This is a genomic window from Myxococcus hansupus (genome assembly GCF_000280925.3).
In the GTDB taxonomy this organism is placed as follows: domain Bacteria; phylum Myxococcota; class Myxococcia; order Myxococcales; family Myxococcaceae; genus Myxococcus; species Myxococcus hansupus.
Map to the genome: position 1 here is coordinate 2,585,996 of NZ_CP012109.1, position 19,457 is coordinate 2,605,452.

Sequence of the window (19,457 nt, forward strand, 5' to 3'; positions counted from 1 at the left end):
AGTTTCTCTGAAGTCTAGAGAGCGTTCTTTGACAAGTGCATACGAAGGGTAAGTTCAATTTCTGCTGAGAGAAGTTCTCACAGAAGCCCTGACAAAGTACCCGCCAACGCCGAGAGGCGAAGGTGAGGGGAAGCAAGTCAGGGCTCAATCAAGCGTAGGTAAATAAGAAGTCTTCCAGGCTTGCTGCGAAGAGCAGGAGTCTGGGCCTTGGTTTCGAGTTTCGACAATCCGCCGGGAGGCGGGCGTGAAACAAGAGATTAGGGCAAGTAAGCTACTAAGGGCGTGCGGTGGATGCCTAGGTGCCAAGAGGCGATGAAGGACGCGGGTGGCTGCGAAAAGCCCCGGGGAGCTGTCAACCGAGCGTTGATCCGGGGATGTCCGAATGGGGAAACCCAGCACTGCGAATAGCGGTGTTACCTTCCACTGAATACATAGGTGGAATGGAGCTAACCAGGGGAAGTGAAACATCTCAGTACCCTGAGGAAGAGAAAACAATGAGTGATTCCCAAAGTAGTGGCGAGCGAAATGGGAGAAGCCCAAACCGAAACCACGAAAGTGGCGTCGGGGTAGAGGGTCCACGGTAGGACTTTGACTTGCTAGCGGAAGCTCCTGGAAAGGGGCACCAAAGAGCGTGATAGTCGCGTACGCGAAAGCGGGTTGGAGCTGAGTGGGTTACCCAAGTAGGGCGGGACACGTGCAATCCTGCCTGAATCAGCCGGGACCATCCGGTAAGGCTAAATACTCCTTGGCGACCGATAGTGAACAAGTACCGCGAGGGAAAGGTGAAAAGAACCCCGGTGAGGGGAGTCAAAAGAACCTGAAACCGCATGTCTACAAGCAGTTCGAGCACTACGGGGCAACCCAGTGCGAGAGCGTACCTTTTGCATCATGATTCGGCGACTTAATATACGTAGCGAGGCTAAGCCGTTAGGTGGAGCCGTAGCGAAAGCGAGTCCGAATAGGGCGAAGAGTTGCGTGTATTATAACCCGAAGCGGGGTGATCTACACATGGCCAGGTTGAAGTGCGGGTAACACCGCATGGAGGACCGAACCCGTGAAAGTTGAAAATTTCTGGGATGAGCTGTGTGTAGGGGTGAAAGGCCAATCAAACTCCGTGATAGCTGGTTCTCCCCGAAAGATATTTAGGTATCGGCTCGGGCAATTCAATGCCGGAGGTAGAGCACTGGAACGGCTAGGGGTCTCACCAGATTACCAAACCGTACCAAACTCCGAATGCCGGCAATTGTTATCCCGGGACGCAGTCAGTGGGTGATAACGTCCATTGGCAAGAGGGGAATAACCCAGACCGACAGCTAAGGCCCCCAAATCTAGTCTAAGTGAACACTAGAAAGGATGTGGCAGGTCATTGACAACCAGGAGGTTGGCTTAGAAGCAGCCATCCTTTAAAGAAAGCGTAATAGCTCACTGGTCAAGACAGGCCGCGCCGAAAATGTAACGGGGCTCAAGACTAGTGCCGAAGCTTCGGGTCACACGTAAAGCGTGTGGCGGTAGGGGAGCGTCCCAGTTGCAGCGAAGGTCGACTGAAAAGGCGGCTGGAGCGACTGGGAGTGCTGATGCCGAAATGAGTAGCGATAAAGGGGGTGAGAAACCCCCTCGCCGTAAGCCCAAGGTTTCCTGGGTCAAGTTAATCTTCCCAGGGTTAGTCGGAACCTAAGCCGAGGCCGAAAGGCGTAGGTGATGGAAAGCGGGTTAATATTCCTGCACCATCTTGTGAGCGTTGAACTAAGGGAGGACGGAGAAAGCTAGGCGAGCTGACCGGTGGTTGTGTCAGTCTAAAGGTGTAGGGGTGTCGCGTACGAATAAAGGCGCGGCAGCTATCCCCGAGACTCCATGGCGCCCCGTAAGGGGTAAGTCGCTGATGCTCTGCTTCCAAGAAAAGTCCCGTAGGGAGCTTACAGGGTGTCCGTACCGTAAACCGACACAGGTGGGCGAGGAGAAAATCCTAAGGCGCTTGAGAGAACTCTCCTCCAAGGAACTAGGCAAATTTCCACCGTAACTTCGGAAGAAGGTGGGCCTCTGGTAGGTGTAGGCGTACAGCCGAAGCTGAGAGAGGTTGCAGAGAAATGGCGGTAGCGACTGTTTACCAAAAACACAGGACTCTGCGAAGGCGACAAGCCGACGTATAGGGTCTGACTCCTGCCCGGTGCTGGAAGGTTAAGGGGATTCGTCAGCCGCAAGGTGAAGCGATGATCCGAAGCCCCAGTAAACGGCGGCCGTAACTATAACGGTCCTAAGGTAGCGAAATTCCTTGTCGGGTAAGTTCCGACCTGCACGAATGGAGTAACGACTTCCGCGCTGTCTCGGAGAGGGACTCAGCGAAATTGAAATAGCTGTGCCGATGCAGTTTACCCGCAGCAAGACGGAAAGACCCCGTGAACCTTTACTATAACTTGACAGTGACACTAGGGATTGACTGTGTAGGATAGGTGGGAGCCTTTGAAGCCGGGCCGCTAGGTTCGGTGGAGGCAACGGTGAAATACCACCCTGTTGATTTCTGGTGTCTAACCATGTCCCGTCAGCCGGGATTGGGACACTGTCTGGTGGGTAGTTTGACTGGGGCGGTCGCCTCCCAAAAAGTAACGGAGGCGCGCGATGGTTCCCTCAGCCCGATTGGAAACCGGGCGTCGAGTGCAATGGCATAAGGGAGCTTGACTGCGAGACGGACACGTCGAGCAGGTGCGAAAGCAGGTCATAGTGATCCGGTGGTCCTGAATGGAAGGGCCATCGCTCAACGGATAAAAGGTACTCCGGGGATAACAGGCTTATCTCCCCCAAGAGTTCACATCGACGGGGAGGTTTGGCACCTCGATGTCGGCTCATCGCATCCTGGGGCTGGAGCAGGTCCCAAGGGTTTGGCTGTTCGCCAATTAAAGCGGTACGCGAGCTGGGTTCAAAACGTCGTGAGACAGTTTGGTCCCTATCTGCTGTGGGCGTAGGATACTTGAGAGGCTCTGACCTTAGTACGAGAGGACCGGGTTGGAGGCACCGCTGGTGTACCAGTTGTCTCGCCAGAGGCATCGCTGGGTAGCCATGTGCCGATTGGATAACCGCTGAAAGCATCTAAGCGGGAAACCGACCTCAAGACCAGGTATCCCGGGCGCAAGCCCCTGAAGACCCGTCGAAGACTACGACGTTGATAGGCCGGGTGTGTAAGCGTGGTAACACGTTCAGCTAACCGGTACTAATTGGTCGTGAGGCTTACTTTCCCCATTCTCTTGCATGCCCCCTCAAGGGGAGTAAGGGACTCGGGGCCAAGGCCGAGGCTCGAGTGCGACGCGCACTCGCCTGGAAGACGTACCTACGCACAGCGAGACTTCGCTTAGTAGAAATTCGAAACTTACCCTTTGTATGCACTGTCGCTTGTTTTCCGGTGGCTATGTCGGAGGGGTCCCACCCGTTCCCATCCCGAACACGGAAGTTAAGCCCTCCAGAGCCGATGGTACTTCGCGGGAAACCGCGCGGGAGAGTAGGTCGCTGCCGGATTCTTTTTGAGAAACCCCTGGTGTCCCTCGTGGACACCAGGGGTTTTCCTTTTTGGGGCCTTGGGGCTGTCTCAGCGTTGGCGCCGTCCGCGCAGCCAGCGCACGCCCACGTAGACCGCCGCGGCCAGCACCGCCGCCAGCAGCAGCAGGTGCTCGGCGTGCGCCGCCCCTTTCGCCACCGCGTCCACGCTGTGCGAGAAGGCGTAGCCCAGCCCCACCACCACCGGCACGCTCAGGCACAACGCCAGCCCGTCCCACAGCAGGAAGTGGCGCAGCCGCATGCCGTGCACCGCGGCCCTGGTGAAGCCAGTCCCCTCAGCGCCGAGGGGACAAGTCTCGGCCTGGCCCACGACAAGAGACAGCGCTCCCGGGTTCGTCGAAGCACCGTGCAGAGCTCCGCGCGCGACAGCGTGGGGCGGGGCGATGGATGCGGCTGAGTTCTGGTGGGCTGTCTGGAACTCCTGGATCGAGTCGGTCCCAATGAAGCTTTCGGCCTGGGATCCGCAGGGTTCCCTCGCTGGGAGACACGCGGCTCCCGAAGCCGCAGCGTTCACTTGGGCCTGCGAAATCGCGGGCCAGCCGACTGGGCTTCTTGAGGCCGCGCAGTTACCTGAACCACGGATGAGCTTGGGGGCGCGGCCCGCGCCGTGTGGCGGTGGGGCCAACTCGCTGCAGGTGACGTCCGCCAAGCCCACCACAAGCGCGAGCACCCTGGGCATCACATGCGGCGGGGCAGGGGCATCTGCTGAGAGCGGTGATCATTGCTGCCGTTCTGTTTCCACCCGCTGCGGCCCGCTCCCGGTCCACGCGCGGAGGCATCGGTGTCCACCTGCTCCGGCGCGACGTTCGTGCGATCGCAGGCGGCCAAACGGGGCGCCCAACCATCGCCGAGGGCGACATCTACCTACTTCTGCGCTTGCATGCTGCCCGTCGATGTGCCGCCCCTGGAGGCTGCCGCCACGCGTCGTGGATTTTGACGCTTCGGTGGCGAACGATGGAGGGCCCTTGGAGGGCTCAAGCTCCTGGATTCGTTCAGCTTTCAGGCCACTGTGCGTGTTTGACTCGCCGTTGGCGCTGCGAATAGAGTCAGGGTTTCCGCCCGGTCTGCGCACCGCCTGTCGCGGTGCGCGCCTCCCGGTGCCGGGCCGCTCCACGAGATGAAGAAGCCGACCCTCTTTGGGAAGTACCTGCTCCTCGAGCGCATCAACGTCGGCGGCATGGCGGAGGTGTTCATCGCGAAGGCCTTCGGCGTCGAGGGCTTCGAGCGAATCCTGGCCATCAAGAAGATCCTCCCCACCATGGCGGAGGATGAAGAGTTCATCACGATGTTCATCGACGAGGCGCGGATCAGCGTTCAGCTGAACCACGCCAACGTCGTGCACATCAACGAACTCGGGAAGCACGACGACACCTACTTCATCGCCATGGAGTACGTGGCCGGCCGCGACGTGCGGACGATGTTGGAGCGCTACCGGCGTCGCAAGGAGATCATGCCCACCGCGCAGGCGGTGTTCATCGCCTCCAAGATCTGCGACGGCCTGGACTACGCGCACCGCAAGAAGGACGCCCGCGGCCAGGATCTCCACATCATCCACCGCGACGTGTCGCCTCAGAACATCCTCATTTCCTATGAGGGCGAGGTCAAAGTCATCGACTTCGGTATCGCCAAGGCGGCGAACCGCTCGCAGAAGACGCAAGCCGGCATCCTCAAGGGGAAGTTCGGCTACATGAGCCCGGAGCAGGTCCGGGGCATGCCCATTGACCGGCGCAGCGACATCTTCGCCGTGGGCGTGCTGCTGTACGAAATGCTCACCGGCGAGAAGCTCTTCGTCGGCGAGTCCGACTTCTCCACGCTGGAGAAGGTGCGCAACGCCGACGTTCCGCTCCCCAGCGAGTTCAACCCGAGCATTCCGCAGGGCCTGGAGAAGGTGGTTCTCAAGGCGCTCACCCGTGAGCCCGAGGACCGCTACCAGTGGGCGTCCGACATGGCCGAGGACCTGATGCGGTTCCTCCTGGCCGGGGATGCCATCTACTCGTCGAAGCACCTCTCTTCGTACATGAAGGAGGCCTTCGCCGAGGACATGCTCCGCGAGGCGGAGAAGATGGAGCGCTACGCGGGGATCGAGCGCCCTGATCAACTGGAGACCTCCAACGTCACCGTGGCGCCCGGCCTCAACCGTCAGGCGTCGCGGCGAGCTCCGCCTCCCGCGGTGGTCGTGACGGGAACCCCCGCGGGCCGGGCCTCGACCTCGCCCGCGCAGCCCGCCCAGGACTACATCCCGCCTCCCACCGCCGAGGAGCTCGAGGAGATGGGCGTCGGCGCGGGCGACAAGACCCAGATTGTCGACTCCACGCAGACGTTCATGTCCCCGGAGACCCGGGTGGCAGACAGCAGCGTCGTCGTGGATGACAGCATCACCGGCCGCACGGAGAACCCCATGCACGAGGGCGGCCCGTCCGCCCCCTTGAAGCATGCCCGCGCGCCCGCGCCGGATACGTCCTCCCGCAAGGGCAAGAGCGGCCCGAAGGCCCAGGTCGTCATCGGAAATGAAGACGGCGAGGCCTACTCCGGCGCCACGATGATCGGTCCCGCGCCGACGGCTCCGCCGTCGCGTTCGCGCGGCTCGTCGCCTTCGCTGGACGAGGAAACGGGCAGTCGCCCGGCGCCGTCGGGCCGTGGCAGCGGCTCGAAGCGCGGCGTCGAGGCCGAAGACCCCTCCGACTACGAGGAGCCGCCCGAAGAGGACAGCGGCGCCGCGTACGACGAGCACGATGACTACGGTGAGGACGCGCCTCACCCCGACGACATGGATGAGCCGGAGGAGGAGGTCACCGGCTCGGTCCCGCTGCCGCCCGAGGACGCGGAGCCTCCCGCGAAGGCCGCGGTGCCAGCGAAGGCGAAGGCGAAGACGAAGGTCCCCTCGAAGGGGAAGCCCGCGCTCAACCTCAAGACCTTGCCCAAGCCGGTGCTGTTCGCCGCCGCCGTGGGCATCGTGCTCCTGCTCGTCGTGGGCGTGGTGATGTTCAGCAAGCCCTCGGTGGGCGAGGTCACCTTCATGGTGTCTCCGTCCAATCCCGAGGCGCGCATCCAGGTGAACGGGCAGGACGTCCAGATCAACACGCTGCTCTCGCTCCCCGCGGGCCAGTACCGGGTCACCGCGAGCGCGCCGGGACAGCAGGACGCCGCCAAGACGGTGGACGTCGTCGCGGGAAGCCGGATCGTCGTCTCGTTGCCGCTCGCGGCTGGCAAGCCAGCGGCGCCGCCGGTTCAGCCGCCCCCGACGCAGCCTCAGAACACCGGCATCGTCATTGCCGCTGGGACGACCGAGACGCCGCCTCCGGAGACTCCCACGGACACGCCTACGCCGGACGAGCCCCGTGGGACCGACACGAACCCTCCGCCCGCCACGGATCCGGACCCGGCGCCCGTTCAGGTCGCCGCCGTGTTCGATGGCGAGAAGGGCGCGGAGATCGCCGTGGATGGCGAGCGCCTGGGCCGCATTCCTGACGCGCGGATGGCGAACCTCGAGGTGGGCAAGACGTACAAGTTCACCGCGAAGCTCGCGGGCTACAAGCCGTACGCGGGCGAGTTCAAGGCGGATGGCAGCAGCCCGCAGCTCACGGTCGAGTTCGCGATGACCAAGGAGCCGGAGCCCGTGGTTGCTGATGCACCGCAGCAACCCAAGCCGCCAGCGGCGCCCAAGCCGCCGCCCGCCGCCCCCAAGCCGCCGAAGGCCCCCAAGGTCATGGGCAAGTTCGCTTGCAGCACAAAGCCGGCCGGCGCGGATATCTATGTCGATGGGAAGAAGACGAATCGCCAGACGCCGGTGACGCTTGGCAGTCCGTTGATGCTACCGGTGGGCAAGCGGAAGATTTCCTTCAAGCTCAACGGCAAGTCGACCAAGCCGGTGGTGGTGGACGTCACGGAGGCCGGCGTCGCGAAGCTGGTCAACGTTCCTATCGAGTGAGAAAGCGGGCATCCGATGCCCTCTTCGATTGTTGACCGAAGTGGGGCATTGGCGCGCTATGACGCCTCGCCCGCGCGCAGTAACAAAGAGGTGAAGCGTCATGCAATCCACGCCCATCCGGGCCAAGCCTGAGGCTGGCCCCGCAGAGCAGCCTTTTTCGTATCCCCTCCGTCGGGAGTTCATCGAGCCCGACTGGAGACGGATTCCTGGCTACAAGGACGTGTCCGCCGCCGACTGGGAGAACTCCGTCTGGCAGCGGAAGCACACCGTCAAGAACCTCAAGGAGCTCAAGGCCACGTTGGGAGCGCTGCTCCCCGACGACCTGGCGGAGAGCATCGAGCGTGACCAGCGCGACCGGGCGACCATGTCCGTGCTCGTGCCGCCGCAGATGCTCAACACGATGAACCTGGAGGACCTGTGGCGCGACCCGGTTCGTCGCTACATGCTCCCCGCGTTCGACGACCGCCTGACGGAGTGGACCAACCACCCGAAGGCCAGCCGCGACAGTCTTCACGAGCAGGACATGTGGGTGGTGGAGGGGCTCACGCACCGCTATCCCACCAAGGTCCTGGCGGAGATGTTGCCGACCTGTCCGCAGTACTGCGGGCACTGTACGCGCATGGACCTGGTGGGCAATGACGTGCCCCAGGTCAGCAAGCACAAGTTCGGAATCGGTCCGAAGGACCGCTACGCGCAGATGCTGGAGTACCTGCGCAAGACGCCGACGGTGCGCGACGTGGTGGTGTCGGGTGGCGACATCGCCAACCTGCCCATCCAGCAACTGGAGCCCTTCGTCAGCGCGCTGATGGACATCCCGAACATCCGGGACATCCGTCTGGCCAGCAAGGGCCTGATGGCCATTCCGCAGCACTTCCTCCAGGACTCGGTGCTCCAGGGCCTGGACCGGCTGGCGAAGAAGGCCATTGAGCGCGGCGTGGACCTGGCGATGCACACGCACGTCAATCACGCCCAGCAGCTCACGCCGTTGGTGGGCAAGGCGGCGCGCAAGCTGCTCGACATGGGCTTCCGCGACGTGCGCAACCAGGGCGTGTTGCTGCGCGGCGTGAATGACAGCCCGCAGGCCCTGCTGGACCTGTGCTTCACGCTGCTCGATCACGCGAAGATCCTGCCGTACTACTTCTACATGTGCGACATGATCCCCAACAGCGAGCACTGGCGGCTGTCGGTCGCGCAAGCGCAGAAGCTGCAGCACGACATCATGGGCTACATGCCGGGCTTCGCCACGCCGCGCATCGTCTGTGACGTGCCTTTCGTCGGGAAGCGCTGGGTGCACCAGGTGGCGGAGTACGACCGCGAGCGCGGCATCTCGTACTGGACCAAGAACTACCGCACCGGCATTGAAATGAACGATGCGGAAGCGCTCAGCCGGAAGTACGAATACTTCGATCCCATCGACCAGCTCCCCGAGGCTGGCCAGGCATGGTGGCGGGAGCAGCAGAAGGCAGCGTAATGGATACCTCAGTGGTTCCGGCGGTCCTCCCGCCGGAGCCGGCGACGTCTCGTGGTTCGCTCAGCGCCGAAGGGCGCAAGCGGTTGTTCCCCAACGCCACCGACGCGGAGTGGTCGGATTGGCGTTGGCAGCAGCGGAACGCGGTGCGCGGGCTGGAGCAGCTCGAGCGCTACGTTCCGTTGTCCGCCGACGAGCGCGCGGGCGTCCAGGAGACGTCCTCGCTGTTCCGCATCGGCATCAGCCCGTACTACCTGTCACTCATCGACCCGGAGCATCCGTTCTGCCCGGTGCGCATGCAGTCCATCCCCGTCCGGGCCGAGGCACGCGTCCGCCCCGGGGAGCTCTCCGACCCGCTGGGGGAGGACAAGACGCGCCCCGAGGAGTGCATCGTCCACAAGTATCCGGACCGGGTGCTCTTCCTCGCGCTGGATACGTGCTCTGTCTATTGCCGTCACTGCACGCGGCGGCGCATCACCCAGGGCGGCGTGGCCGAGCTCTCTAAGGAGCAGATCCGGCGCGGCGTGGACTACGTCCGGCGTCACCCCGAGGTTCGGGACGTCCTCATCTCAGGGGGTGACCCCTTCATGCTGAGTGACTCGCGGCTGGAGGAGATACTCGCTCCGCTCAGCGAGATTCCGCACGTGGAGATGATTCGCATTGGCACCCGCGTGCCCGTGTGTCTGCCCATGCGCGTCACGGATTCCCTGGCGAAGACGCTCCGGCGGTACGCCCCTGTCTTCGTCGTCACGCACTTCAATCATCCGAAGGAAGTGACGCCGGAGGCCCGCGAGGCCTGTGAGCGCCTGGTGGACCACGGGGTCCCGGTGGAGAACCAGGCCGTGTTGATGCGGCAGCTCAACTCCGACGCGCGCATCATCAAGGAGCTGTCACACCTGCTGCTGCGCACCCGCGTGCGGCCGTACTACCTGCACCAGATGGACGTGGCGGAGGGTTGTGAGCACCTGCGCACGCCCATCGCCAAGGGCCTGGAAATCATCCAGCAGCTTCGGGGGCACACCACGGGGCTCGCGGTGCCGCACCTCGCGGTGGACCTGCCCGGCGGCGGCGGGAAGGTGACGCTCCAGCCGGACTACGTCGTCGAGTACGGCCAGCAGGAGACGGTGTTCCGCAACTACAAGGGCGAACGCTACGCGTATCCAGAGCCCGAGGAGACGGACTGCGCCTGCCCCTACGAAGGGGTCTGGCAGGAGCGGGCCCTTCAGTACGGATACCGGAAGGGCTGAGCGAAAGGGGCCTCATCGGGCCCCTCGCCGCGCGGGCTACTCGACGGGGATGTTCTCCGCGGGGATGCCCACTTCGACCGTCGGGTCGGCACCTTCCGTGGCCTCCAGCTCCACCGGGTCCTTGTCGCTGAAGCCCTGCTGGATGTGGACTTCTTCCTGCGCCGGCGGCGGGGCCTGCTTCGCGGCCTTGGCGGCGTCCGCCAACCGCTGCTCCTCCGCCTTCGCGCGCGCGTTGTCCGCCGGCGACATCCGCGCCTCGAAGCGGGCGTAGTCCTTGGCCGAAACGCCGTGCTTCTCCAACACGGCGGCGGAGGCTTCGCGCTCCTTGCCCACGGCCTCCCGGCGCTCCTCGGTGCTCATCTCCGAGGGCTTGCGGTTGCCGTACTCCTCGCTGACCTTCGACAGGGCCTGCGCCTCGTCACGGCGGATTTCCGCCACCTTTTCGGGCGTCAGGTCGGCGAAGGCCAGTCCCGGGAGGACGAGCCACGAGGCGACCACGAGCAGGGCAGGGCGGGGGGACATGGCGGAAGACCTCGTTCGAAACAGTGAAAATCCGACCCATCTAATCACGGAGGCTGCCTGTGTGCATCGGACGCATGACCGTCAACCCGCACAGCGCGCGCAGCCGTCCCGAGCGCTGGAGCACTGCTCCCGTCCCTGCGTGCAGCGTGGCGGCAAGTCAGCGCGGTCGGCGTGGCGGTCCACGAGCGCGCACAGCTCCTCGGCCAGCTCACAGGTGCGCGTCGCCAGGGTGCAGCGGTCCGCGCATGACGCGTCCGCTCCCGTATCGCGGACCCGAAGCTCCTCGAGCCGCGTCGACAGGGCATCCATGGCCGCGTCATCACTGCCGGCCACGCGTGTGTCCACGCTCTTCGCGCAGCCCGCGAGCACGGCGCAGGCCACGAGCATCCGCAAGAGGGCAGGGAAGGTGGGCATGGCCTCCGACTTAGGCGTGCGCGACCACCGGCGTCCAGCCGCGGCCCGACGGTTCCTGCGCCGGGCTCAGGGGCGCGCCGGGCCCGTGTGAACCGGTGGACGTTGGCGCGGGGAGGTGGACTCTTTTCCGGAGTTCGACAGGTGCAGCCAGAGCGTCAACGCCGCCAGCGCGGCCACCGCGAGCCGTCTCAGCCATTCCTCGCGGCGGTGTTGCGGCGATTCACGGGCCGCGCGCTCGGCGGCGTCGAGCCCCTTGGCCACCTGGGGCGCCATCGCCTGGAGCTCGCGGCACGCCTCCACCACCGGGACCAACGCGGGGGGGAGCTTGACGTCCTGGCGTTCCAGGGCCTTGGTGAGCATCCGCGCCCATGCGGCCTCCTCGTCCTCGTTCGAGGGCTCCTGGAGGGCGCGCCCCCACTGGCGGGCCAGGAGCATGCCCGCGCGCAGGAGGAGCACGGAGAAGGCCTCGGGCGAGATGCCGTAGTGCGTCGCGCAGGCCCCCGGCGTCCAGCCTTCCACCAGCCGGTGGACGAGCATCGCGGAGGGGCGGGGCTCCAGTTCACGCAGCACGGTGATGGCGGCGGAGGCGGATTGGCCCAGGGTGTCGGAGCGCGGAGGTGACGTCACGGGTGTGCCATCCTCGCCCATCCGCGGGACGTTTTCTTGTGGCGCTCGCGTGCCCCTCTAGACTTCCCGGCCATGTTGCGACCTGTTGCACTCGTCCTGCTCCTGCTGGCGCCGCTGGGGGCGTCCGCCGTGGAGACCCTGCGCATCGCCATCGAGGACACGGGCAGTGAGGTGCGGGTCAGCGGCAAGGGGCTCGCGTCCGGTCCGGACAGTGAAGACGCGGACTTCACCCCCATCGCGTCCGGACAGGCCCTCATCCGCCGCAAGGGCGAACGGTTGGAGGTCAACGGCACGCTGGTGGAAGGGGACTCGGTCCGCTTCCGCGCGGGTGTGTCGAACGACTCCGCGGCGCCTGGCACCGAGCCGCTCAAGGCGGGCGCGGCGCAGGTTCGCGGGGACGTGGTGGTGCGCGCGCACCACCGCAACAGCCTCCAGCTCATCAACGTCATTCCGCTCGAGGACTACCTCGCCGCCGTGCTGGGCAGCGAGATGCCCGTCTCCTTTCCCGCGGAGGCGCTCAAGGCCCAGGCCGTGGCGGCCCGCACCTACGCGCTCCAGAAGAAGCTGGACGCCTACAGCAATGACTTCCACCTGGGCAGCAGCGTGCTCCACCAGGTGTACGGCGGCGTCAACCGCGAGGACCCGCGCACCCGCGCCGCGGTGGATGCCACCCGGGGGCAGGTGCTCACCTACGAGCTGGCGCCCATCGAAGCCTACTTCCATGCCTCGTGCGGAGGACGGACGGAGTCGGGGTTCGACGCCCTGCAGCGGAGCCTCCCGTACCTGCGGCCCGTCGACTGCCCTTGCGGCAAGCTGCCCGCCAGCCGCTGGACGGCGACGCTCTCCGACGCGGACATCAAGGCGGCGCTCCGCCACCCGGCGCAGGGCCTGAAGGTGGCCGCCCGCACGCGGACGAACCGGGTGACCCGCGTCACGCTGGGGGATGGCGCGTCGATGGACGGGGTGGAGCTGCGCCGCAAGCTCGGCTACACGCGCCTCAAGAGCCTGGACTTCGACCTGGAACGCACCGACCGCGGTTACGTGTTCACCGGGCGCGGATATGGCCACGGAGCGGGCCTGTGTCAGTGGGGCGCCAAGGCGCTCGCCGACAAGGGCCGGGAGTACCGGGAGATTCTCTCCCACTACTACCCCGGGGCCGAGCTGCAGCAACTCTACTGACGCCTCCTGTGTCCGGCGCGCTTTCCGCGACGGCGTGGGGGCTGCTACAAGCGCCACCCCCGTGTCGTCCCGCCTCTCTGACTACGACTTCGCGCTGCCCGAATCCCAGATCGCCCAGGCACCCCTGGCCGAGCGGGACGCGTCGCGCTTGATGACCCTCAGCCGCTCCAGCGGCGCCTGGTCGCACCGCCGCTTCTCCGACCTGCAGGAGCTGCTGCGCCCCGGAGACGTGCTCGTCCTCAACGACGCGCGCGTCATCCCCGCGCGCCTGCTGGGGCAGAAGGCGGGCACCGGGGGCCGGGTGGAGCTGCTCGTCGTCCGGCCCGCCGCGCAGCACACGCTGACCTCGGCGGCGCTGGGAGATGCACCCGAGTCGCTGGACTGGATTTGCCTGGGCCAGGCCTCCAAGGGGCTCAAGCCCGCGCAGCGCGTGACGTTCGCCGGGGGCCTGGAGGGCGAAATCCAGGAGGCGCTCGGGGGCGGGGAGTACCGCGTGCGGTTCCACGCGCCGAAGGGTACGTCGCTGGCGGCGCTGCTCGACGAGGCCGGGCGCCTGCCGCTGCCGCCCTACATCACCCGCGAGCCGGACGCCGCGGACGCCGAGCGCTACCAGACGGTGTACGCGCGGGCCTCCGGCGCCGTGGCCGCGCCCACCGCGGGCCTGCACTTCACCCAGGACGTGCTGGCCGCGTTGGAAGCGCGCGGCGTGCACCGGGCGCTGGTGACGCTGGACGTGGGGCCGGGCACCTTCCTGCCAGTGCGCGAGGACGACCTGGACCGGCACCACATGCACCCGGAGCGCTACACCGTGCCGGAGTCCACCGCGAAGGCCGTCAACGCGGCCAAGGCGGATGGCCGGCGCGTGGTGGCGGTGGGCACCACCGTGGTGCGCACCCTGGAGTCCGCCACCGACCCGGAGACGGGCCGGCTGCGCGAGGGGCCCGGGGAGACGACCCTCTTCATCCGTCCCGGCTTCGCCTTCCGCCAGGTGGACGTGCTGCTCACCAACTTCCACCTGCCGAAGTCGACGCTGGTGGTGCTGGTGAGCGCGCTGCTCGGACGGGAGCGCACCCTGGAGGCCTACGCGGAAGCGGTCCGCGAGGGCTACCGGTTCTTCAGTTACGGCGACGCCATGCTGGTGTCGGAGTGAACGCCATGGGCGAGCAGCAGGACGCAAAGCAGTCGGGAGAGAAGGGCGACACGCGCGTGGCGCCGGGGATGGTCCGCTTCGAGCTCCTCCACGAGGACGCCTCGGGTACCAAGGCGCGGCGCGGACGGCTGCACACGCCGCACGGCCCCGTGGAGACGCCCATCTTCATGCCCGTGGGCACCGTGGGCAGCGTAAAGGGCGTGGGCCCGGATGACCTGCTCACGCTGGACGCGCAAATCATCCTCGGGAACACCTACCACCTGATGCTCCGCCCCGGCGAAAAGCTGGTGGGGGAGATGGGCGGTCTGCACCGGTTCGTGTCGTGGGACCGGCCCATGCTCACCGACAGCGGCGGCTTCCAGGTGTTCAGCCTGTCGGGGAAGCGCAAAATCACGGAGGAGGGGGCCACCTTCCAGTCGCACCTGGACGGCGCGCGGCACTTCCTCACGCCGGAGCGCTCCATCGACATCCAGGAGACCCTGGGCGCCGACGTCATCATGGCCTTCGACGAGTGCCCGCCCTCCACCGAGGACCGTCCCTACCTGGAGGCGTCGCTGGCCCGCACCACCCGCTGGCTGCACCGGTGCGTGAAGGCCTGGAGCCGGCAGCGCTCGTCGCTGTTCGGAATCGTCCAGGGCGGCCTGCACGAGGACCTGCGCAAGCGCCACGCCGAGGAAGTGTGCGCGGTGGACCTGCCCGGGTACGCCCTGGGTGGCTATTCCGTGGGCGAGGCCCCCGAGGCGATGCACGACGGCGTGGCGTACTCCGCGCCGCTGCTGCCCCGCGACAAGCCGCGTTACCTGATGGGCGTGGGGACACCCGTGGACCTGGTCACCTGCGTGGAGCACGGGGTGGACATGTTCGACTGTGTCCTGCCCACCCGGTGCGCGCGCAATGGCCTGCTCTTCACCTCGGAGGGCAAGGTGGTCATCCGGAACGCGGCCTACGCCCGGGACCCCCGGCCGGTGGACCCTGCGTGCTCCTGCTACACCTGCCGCAATTTCAGCAGGGCGTACCTCCGGCACCTCTTCGCCGCCCAGGAGCTGTTGGCCATGCGGCTCAACACGATTCACAACCTCCACTACTTCCTGGGACTGATGGCAGAAGTCCGGCGCGCGGTGGCAGAGGACCGGTTCGCTGCGTTTGCCCGGGATTTCCGTGCCCGCGCGAAGGCCCAGGAGGCCGAACGGACCCGCGGTCGCTGACCGGGCAGATGGATTGCCCGGCTTCCCGCGTTCACTTGCTCACATGGGCCCCCCTTGCTAAGAGGGCCCCCTTTCGGATGCGGTCCTCAGACAAAATGGGGGCCTCCCATCCCAAGCTTTCCTCAACCGACGAGGCAGTGTGTGGCTGAGAGCTTTTTGATTCTGGCGCAGGCTGGCGGCGGCAATCCGCTGGGCACCCTGGGCTTCCTGGTCGTCCTCGTGGGCATCATGTACTTCGTCATGATTCGCCCGCAGCAGAAGCAGTTGAAGGAGCATCGTTCGCTCCTGTCTGCGCTGAAGAAGGGCGATGAGGTCGTCACGTCCGGGGGCATCCTCGGGAAGATCCACCTCGTGGAAGACCGCACCGTGATGCTGGAGGTCTCCAGCGGCGTGCGCATCCGCGTGCTCAAGACGGCCATCAGCGCGAAGGGCGGGGTGCCGGAAGGCGCGCCCGCGGCCACCGCGACGGCGACCGGCGAGAAGAAGGAGGAGAAGTAATGGACCGCGGCTGGTGGTGGAAGTTCGGTTTGATTGTCGCGGTGACGTTGGGCTGCATCTGGTTCCTCATCCCGACCTACTATTCGCTCGTCGTCCTCGACCGTGACCAGCGCAACAACCTGGCCGTGCTCGAGGAGCGGATGCCGAGCTGGGCGCCTCCCGCGAAGTACCGCCTGAACCTGGGGCTGGACCTCCAGGGCGGCATCCACATGGTGATGCGGGTGGACACCAAGACGGCGCTCCAGAAGCGGACCGAGCGCCGCGCACAGCAGATTGTCAATTACGTCAATGACAAGAAGCTGGGCCAGGTGTCGGCGGATACGGACCCGGAGAAGCTCGAGGTCACCCTGACGGCGGCGGACCCGGCGACGATGGACGCCATCCAGAAGGAGGTCCTCGCCACCTTCACGGACTTCAAGGAAGTCAACCGCAGCGGCGGCTCGCTGGTGCTGGTGCAGGACGAGAGCCAGGCCAACGTCTTCCGCACGGAAGCCGTGGACCAGGCGATGCTCGTCATCCGCCGCCGCATCGACAAGTGGGGCGTGGCGGAAGTCGACGTGCGCAAGCTCGGCTCCGACTCCATCCAGATCTCGCTGCCCGGCCGCAGCAACCCGGAGCAGGCCAAGGAGCTGGTGGGTACCACCGCGCAGCTCGAGTTCCGGATGGTGGATGACTCCAATCCGCAGTTCTTCGCGCAGCTCCTGCAGGCGACCCCGCCGCCGCCGGGCAGCGACATCACGGTGACCACCGAGGGTGGCTTCCCGCAGCTCCAGGCCCCGACGCGCGAGGCCATCATCGACTACACCAAGGACAAGGTTCCGGAGAACCGGGTGGTGCTCACCGAGTGCATCGCCAACCCGGTGAAGAAGAACGAGTGCAGCTCGTACCGCTCCTACCTGCTGGACCGCAACGTGCCGCTGACCGGCGAGAGCCTGGCGAGCGCGGACGCGAACATCAGCCAGCTCAACGAGCCCGAGGTGAACATCTCCTTCGACCCGGCCGGCGCGCGTGAGTTCGAGCGTCTGACCGAGGCCGGCGTGGGCCGCCGGATGGCCATCGTGCTGGACGACAATGTCCAGACGGCGCCGAACATCAACGAGAAGATCAGCGGCGGTTCGGCCCGCATCACCATGGGCCGCATGGGCGGCCGCTCCTTCGAGGAGTGGCTGGGTGAGGCGCAGACGCTGGCGCTGGTGCTGAAGGCGGGCGCGCTGCCGGCCCCGGTGACCGTCGGTGAGATTCGTCAGGTGGGCGCGAGCCTGGGTGACGAGCTCATCAAGAAGGGTGGCCTGGCCGCGGTGCTGGGTCTGGGTCTGGTCGTCCTCTTCATGGCGCTCTACTACAAGGCCTCGGGCCTCATCGCGGACGTCGCGCTGCTGCTGAACGGCCTGCTCATCCTCGCCGGTCTGGCCTTCTTCAACGCCACGTTGACGCTGCCGGGCATCGCCGGCTTCGTGCTGACGCTGGGCGTGGCGGTGGATGCCAACGTGCTCATCAACGAGCGCATCCGCGAGGAGCTGGGCCACGGCAAGACGGCCCGGGCGGCGGTGGACCAGGGCTACGACCGCGCCTTCTGGACCATCTTCGACTCCCACGTGACGGCGCTCATCTCCGCGTTCATCCTCTTCTTCACGGGAACGGGTCCGGTGCGGGGCTTCGCCACCACGCTCATCATCGGCCTGCTGGCGTCGCTGTTCACGTCCATCACGGTGACGCGAGTCATCATGACCTACTTCGTCCACGGTCGTAACGCGAAGGTCGTCTCCGTCTGACCGGCCGGAGTCCGGGAACCGTCATGCAGATTCTCAAGAACAAGACGAACATCGACTTCATCAGCAAGCGCAAGCCCGCGCTGTTTCTCTCCACGGTGCTGAACCTGGCGATCATCGTTGGCATCGCCGCCTTCGGGTTCAACTTCGGCGTGGACTTCGCGGGTGGCACGGTGGTCGAGGTGAAGTTCGACCACCCCATCAAGGCCGAGGAGGTCCGTGAGCGCGCCGAGAAGGGTGGCCTGCCGGACGTCAGCGTGCAGAACATCGGCGCGGCGGAGGAGAACACCTTCCTGCTGCGCATGGGCGGCGTCACGCAGCTCAACGAGGAGAGCGGCGCCAAGGGCAAGGCCGCGCTCGAGGCGCTGGGCAATGTGCGCAACGTGTACGTGGACATGCCCAACGGCATCATCCGCTTCCGCGCCGCGCAGGAGCTTCCGACCGACGCGGTGAAGAAGGCCGTCGAGGATTCCGGCATCGGCGTGCAGGAAGTCCGCGAGCTGGGCGAGGCTCAGGGCGGCACGGGCTTCGACTACCAGGTGGTGGCCAGCGGCATGGCGGACCGCGTGTTCGCCGCGCTGGGCCAGGGCCTGGAGAAGCCGGACTTCGAGCAGCGCCGCGTGGACTACGTGGGTCCGCAGGTGGGCAAGCAGCTCCGCAACCGCGGCATCATGGCGCTGCTGTACTCCATGGTCGCCATCCTCATCTACGTGGCGTTCCGGTTCGACTTCAAGTTCGGCCCCGGCGCGCTCATGGCCATGGTGCACGACGTCATCATGGTGGCGGGCTACTACCTGGTGACAAGGCGCGAGTTCAACCTGACGGCCATCGCCGCGCTGCTGACGGTGGTGGGCTACTCGGTGAACGACACCATCGTCATCTACGACCGCATCCGCGAGGACATGGCCAAGTTCAAGGGCAAGCCCTTCGCGGAGGTCATCAACATCGCCATCAACGACACGCTGGGCCGCACCATCCTCACGTCCGGCACCACCGCGCTGTCGCTCATCGGTCTGCTCATCTTCGGCGTGGGCGAAATCTTCGACTTCGCCATGGCGATGCTCGTCGGCATCGTGGTGGGTGTGTACTCCACCATCTACATCGCCAGCCCGCTGACCATCTGGCTGGACGAGCGCGCCGCTGCGAAGGAAGCCCGTCAGCGCGAGGGTGGCAACATCGACCAGCAGCAGCCGAAGGTCGCGTAGTCCTCACGCACCGGATGCACACGAGGGCCCTCTTCCTTCACGGGAAGCAGGGCCCTTGGTGTTTCTAGAGGGCGGCTGTCAGAAGCGCGCCCCCAGCGTGAGCGAGGCGTCCAGCAGGCCACCGCCCGCGTCCTCCACGGCGCCGTCCGCCCAGCCTTCGCTCAAGAGGACGCGGTACGTGGTGCGGAGGCCCGCGGTGAGGGCGCCGCGGTTGAACTCGATGCCCGCGGCCAGGGGCACCTCCGGCACGGTGTCCGACTGGTAGAGGTTGTCGAGCACGCTGCCGCGGATGTCGAAGTAGGTGACGCCGAGCCCCGCGCCCACGAAGGGCCGGATGGCGGTGAGGAAGGGCGGAGACACCTTCACCAGTGCGCTGCCGCCCTGTCGGACGAGCGCGGGGTTCTCCAGCAAGCGGCTGTCGGTGAGGCCGTTGCGCGAGCCCTCGTAGCCCACCTCGAAGCCGAGGAAGGTGGTGGGCTGCACGTTGAGCGTGACGCCCCACGCGGGACCGGTGCTGGTCAAATCGCCCAGGTTTCCGGTGTAGTCGCCCAGTCCTCCGCGCAGGAACACGTTCAAGTCACCTCGCTTGCCCTCGCGCCGCTCCTGCGCGGCGGCCGTGCCCGCGGTGCCCAGCGTGGCGAATGCCAGGGCCAGCGTGGCGGCCCGGATGCCTCTTGGTTGCATGCTCGACCTCACTGTCAT

At 65.9% G+C, this 19,457-nt stretch carries 14 protein-coding genes and 2 rRNA genes; 11 read left to right on the top strand and 5 right to left on the bottom strand.

Annotated elements, in window-relative coordinates; genetic code table 11:
• Positions 1-264: 264 nt before the first annotated feature.
• A 23S ribosomal RNA gene (locus A176_RS10570) occupies positions 265-3,227 on the top strand.
• Between the two features lie 160 nt (positions 3,228-3,387).
• A 5S ribosomal RNA gene (gene rrf / locus A176_RS10575) occupies positions 3,388-3,504 on the top strand.
• Positions 3,505-3,574: 70 nt separating this feature from the next.
• Here the strand turns inward: rrf and A176_RS10580 are convergent.
• Positions 3,575-3,784 carry a hypothetical protein gene (locus tag A176_RS10580; RefSeq protein ID WP_021781537.1) on the bottom strand — a complete coding sequence of 70 codons (210 nt, stop codon included), beginning with the start codon at positions 3,782-3,784 and terminating at the stop codon, positions 3,575-3,577.
• Positions 3,785-4,660: 876 nt separating this feature from the next.
• Here A176_RS10580 and A176_RS10585 point away from each other — a divergent pair.
• The 3 genes from A176_RS10585 to A176_RS10595 all read left to right on the top strand — a co-directional run bounded on the left by A176_RS10585 (position 4,661) and on the right by A176_RS10595 (position 10,186).
• Positions 4,661-7,471, top strand: coding sequence for a protein kinase domain-containing protein (locus A176_RS10585; protein ID WP_002636767.1), 2,811 nt, complete (start codon positions 4,661-4,663; stop codon positions 7,469-7,471).
• 100 nt (positions 7,472-7,571) lie between these two features.
• On the top strand, positions 7,572-8,942 hold the full coding sequence (locus A176_RS10590) for a KamA family radical SAM protein (RefSeq protein ID WP_002636766.1): 1,371 nt from the start codon (positions 7,572-7,574) through the stop codon (positions 8,940-8,942).
• A complete protein-coding gene (locus A176_RS10595) occupies positions 8,942-10,186 on the top strand; it encodes a KamA family radical SAM protein (protein ID WP_044890820.1) in 1,245 nt (414 codons plus the stop codon). The genes A176_RS10590 and A176_RS10595 overlap by 1 nt, the downstream gene beginning before the upstream one ends.
• Before the next feature lie 36 nt (positions 10,187-10,222).
• On the opposite strand, the gene A176_RS10600 is transcribed toward A176_RS10595, so the two are convergent.
• The 3 genes from A176_RS10600 to A176_RS10610 form a co-directional block, all read right to left on the bottom strand.
• Positions 10,223-10,708, bottom strand: coding sequence for a hypothetical protein (locus A176_RS10600; protein ID WP_002636764.1), 486 nt, complete (start codon positions 10,706-10,708; stop codon positions 10,223-10,225).
• 81 nt (positions 10,709-10,789) lie between these two features.
• Complete coding sequence (locus tag A176_RS10605; protein WP_002636763.1) at positions 10,790-11,122, bottom strand: hypothetical protein; 333 nt, start codon at positions 11,120-11,122, stop codon at positions 10,790-10,792.
• Between the two features lie 66 nt (positions 11,123-11,188).
• Positions 11,189-11,749, bottom strand: coding sequence for a hypothetical protein (locus A176_RS10610; RefSeq protein ID WP_226994276.1), 561 nt, complete (start codon positions 11,747-11,749; stop codon positions 11,189-11,191).
• Between the two features lie 72 nt (positions 11,750-11,821).
• Between A176_RS10610 and A176_RS10615 the strand changes: the two genes are divergently transcribed.
• The 6 genes from A176_RS10615 (at position 11,822) to secF (ending at position 18,755) form a co-directional block, all read left to right on the top strand.
• Positions 11,822-12,928: a SpoIID/LytB domain-containing protein gene (locus A176_RS10615; protein ID WP_002636761.1), complete on the top strand. Its 1,107-nt coding sequence runs from the start codon at positions 11,822-11,824 to the stop codon at positions 12,926-12,928.
• 61 nt (positions 12,929-12,989) lie between these two features.
• The gene (queA, locus tag A176_RS10620) at positions 12,990-14,078 is read left to right on the top strand and encodes a tRNA preQ1(34) S-adenosylmethionine ribosyltransferase-isomerase QueA (protein WP_002636760.1); all 1,089 of its coding nucleotides are present in this window, start codon (positions 12,990-12,992) and stop codon (positions 14,076-14,078) included.
• 5 nt (positions 14,079-14,083) lie between these two features.
• The gene (tgt, locus tag A176_RS10625) at positions 14,084-15,283 is read left to right on the top strand and encodes a tRNA guanosine(34) transglycosylase Tgt (protein ID WP_044890822.1); all 1,200 of its coding nucleotides are present in this window, start codon (positions 14,084-14,086) and stop codon (positions 15,281-15,283) included.
• Positions 15,284-15,424: 141 nt separating this feature from the next.
• A complete protein-coding gene (yajC, locus tag A176_RS10630) occupies positions 15,425-15,781 on the top strand; it encodes a preprotein translocase subunit YajC (RefSeq protein WP_049872267.1) in 357 nt (118 codons plus the stop codon).
• On the top strand, positions 15,781-17,553 hold the full coding sequence (gene secD / locus A176_RS10635) for a protein translocase subunit SecD (RefSeq protein ID WP_002636757.1): 1,773 nt from the start codon (positions 15,781-15,783) through the stop codon (positions 17,551-17,553). Before yajC ends, secD begins: the two co-directional genes overlap by 1 nt.
• Positions 17,554-17,576: 23 nt before the next feature.
• Complete coding sequence (gene secF / locus A176_RS10640) at positions 17,577-18,755, top strand: protein translocase subunit SecF (protein ID WP_002636756.1); 1,179 nt, start codon at positions 17,577-17,579, stop codon at positions 18,753-18,755.
• Between the two features lie 78 nt (positions 18,756-18,833).
• Here the strand turns inward: secF and A176_RS10645 are convergent, their stop codons facing one another.
• Positions 18,834-19,439, bottom strand: coding sequence for a hypothetical protein (locus A176_RS10645; protein WP_002636755.1), 606 nt, complete (start codon positions 19,437-19,439; stop codon positions 18,834-18,836).
• Positions 19,440-19,457: the final 18 nt, after the last annotated feature.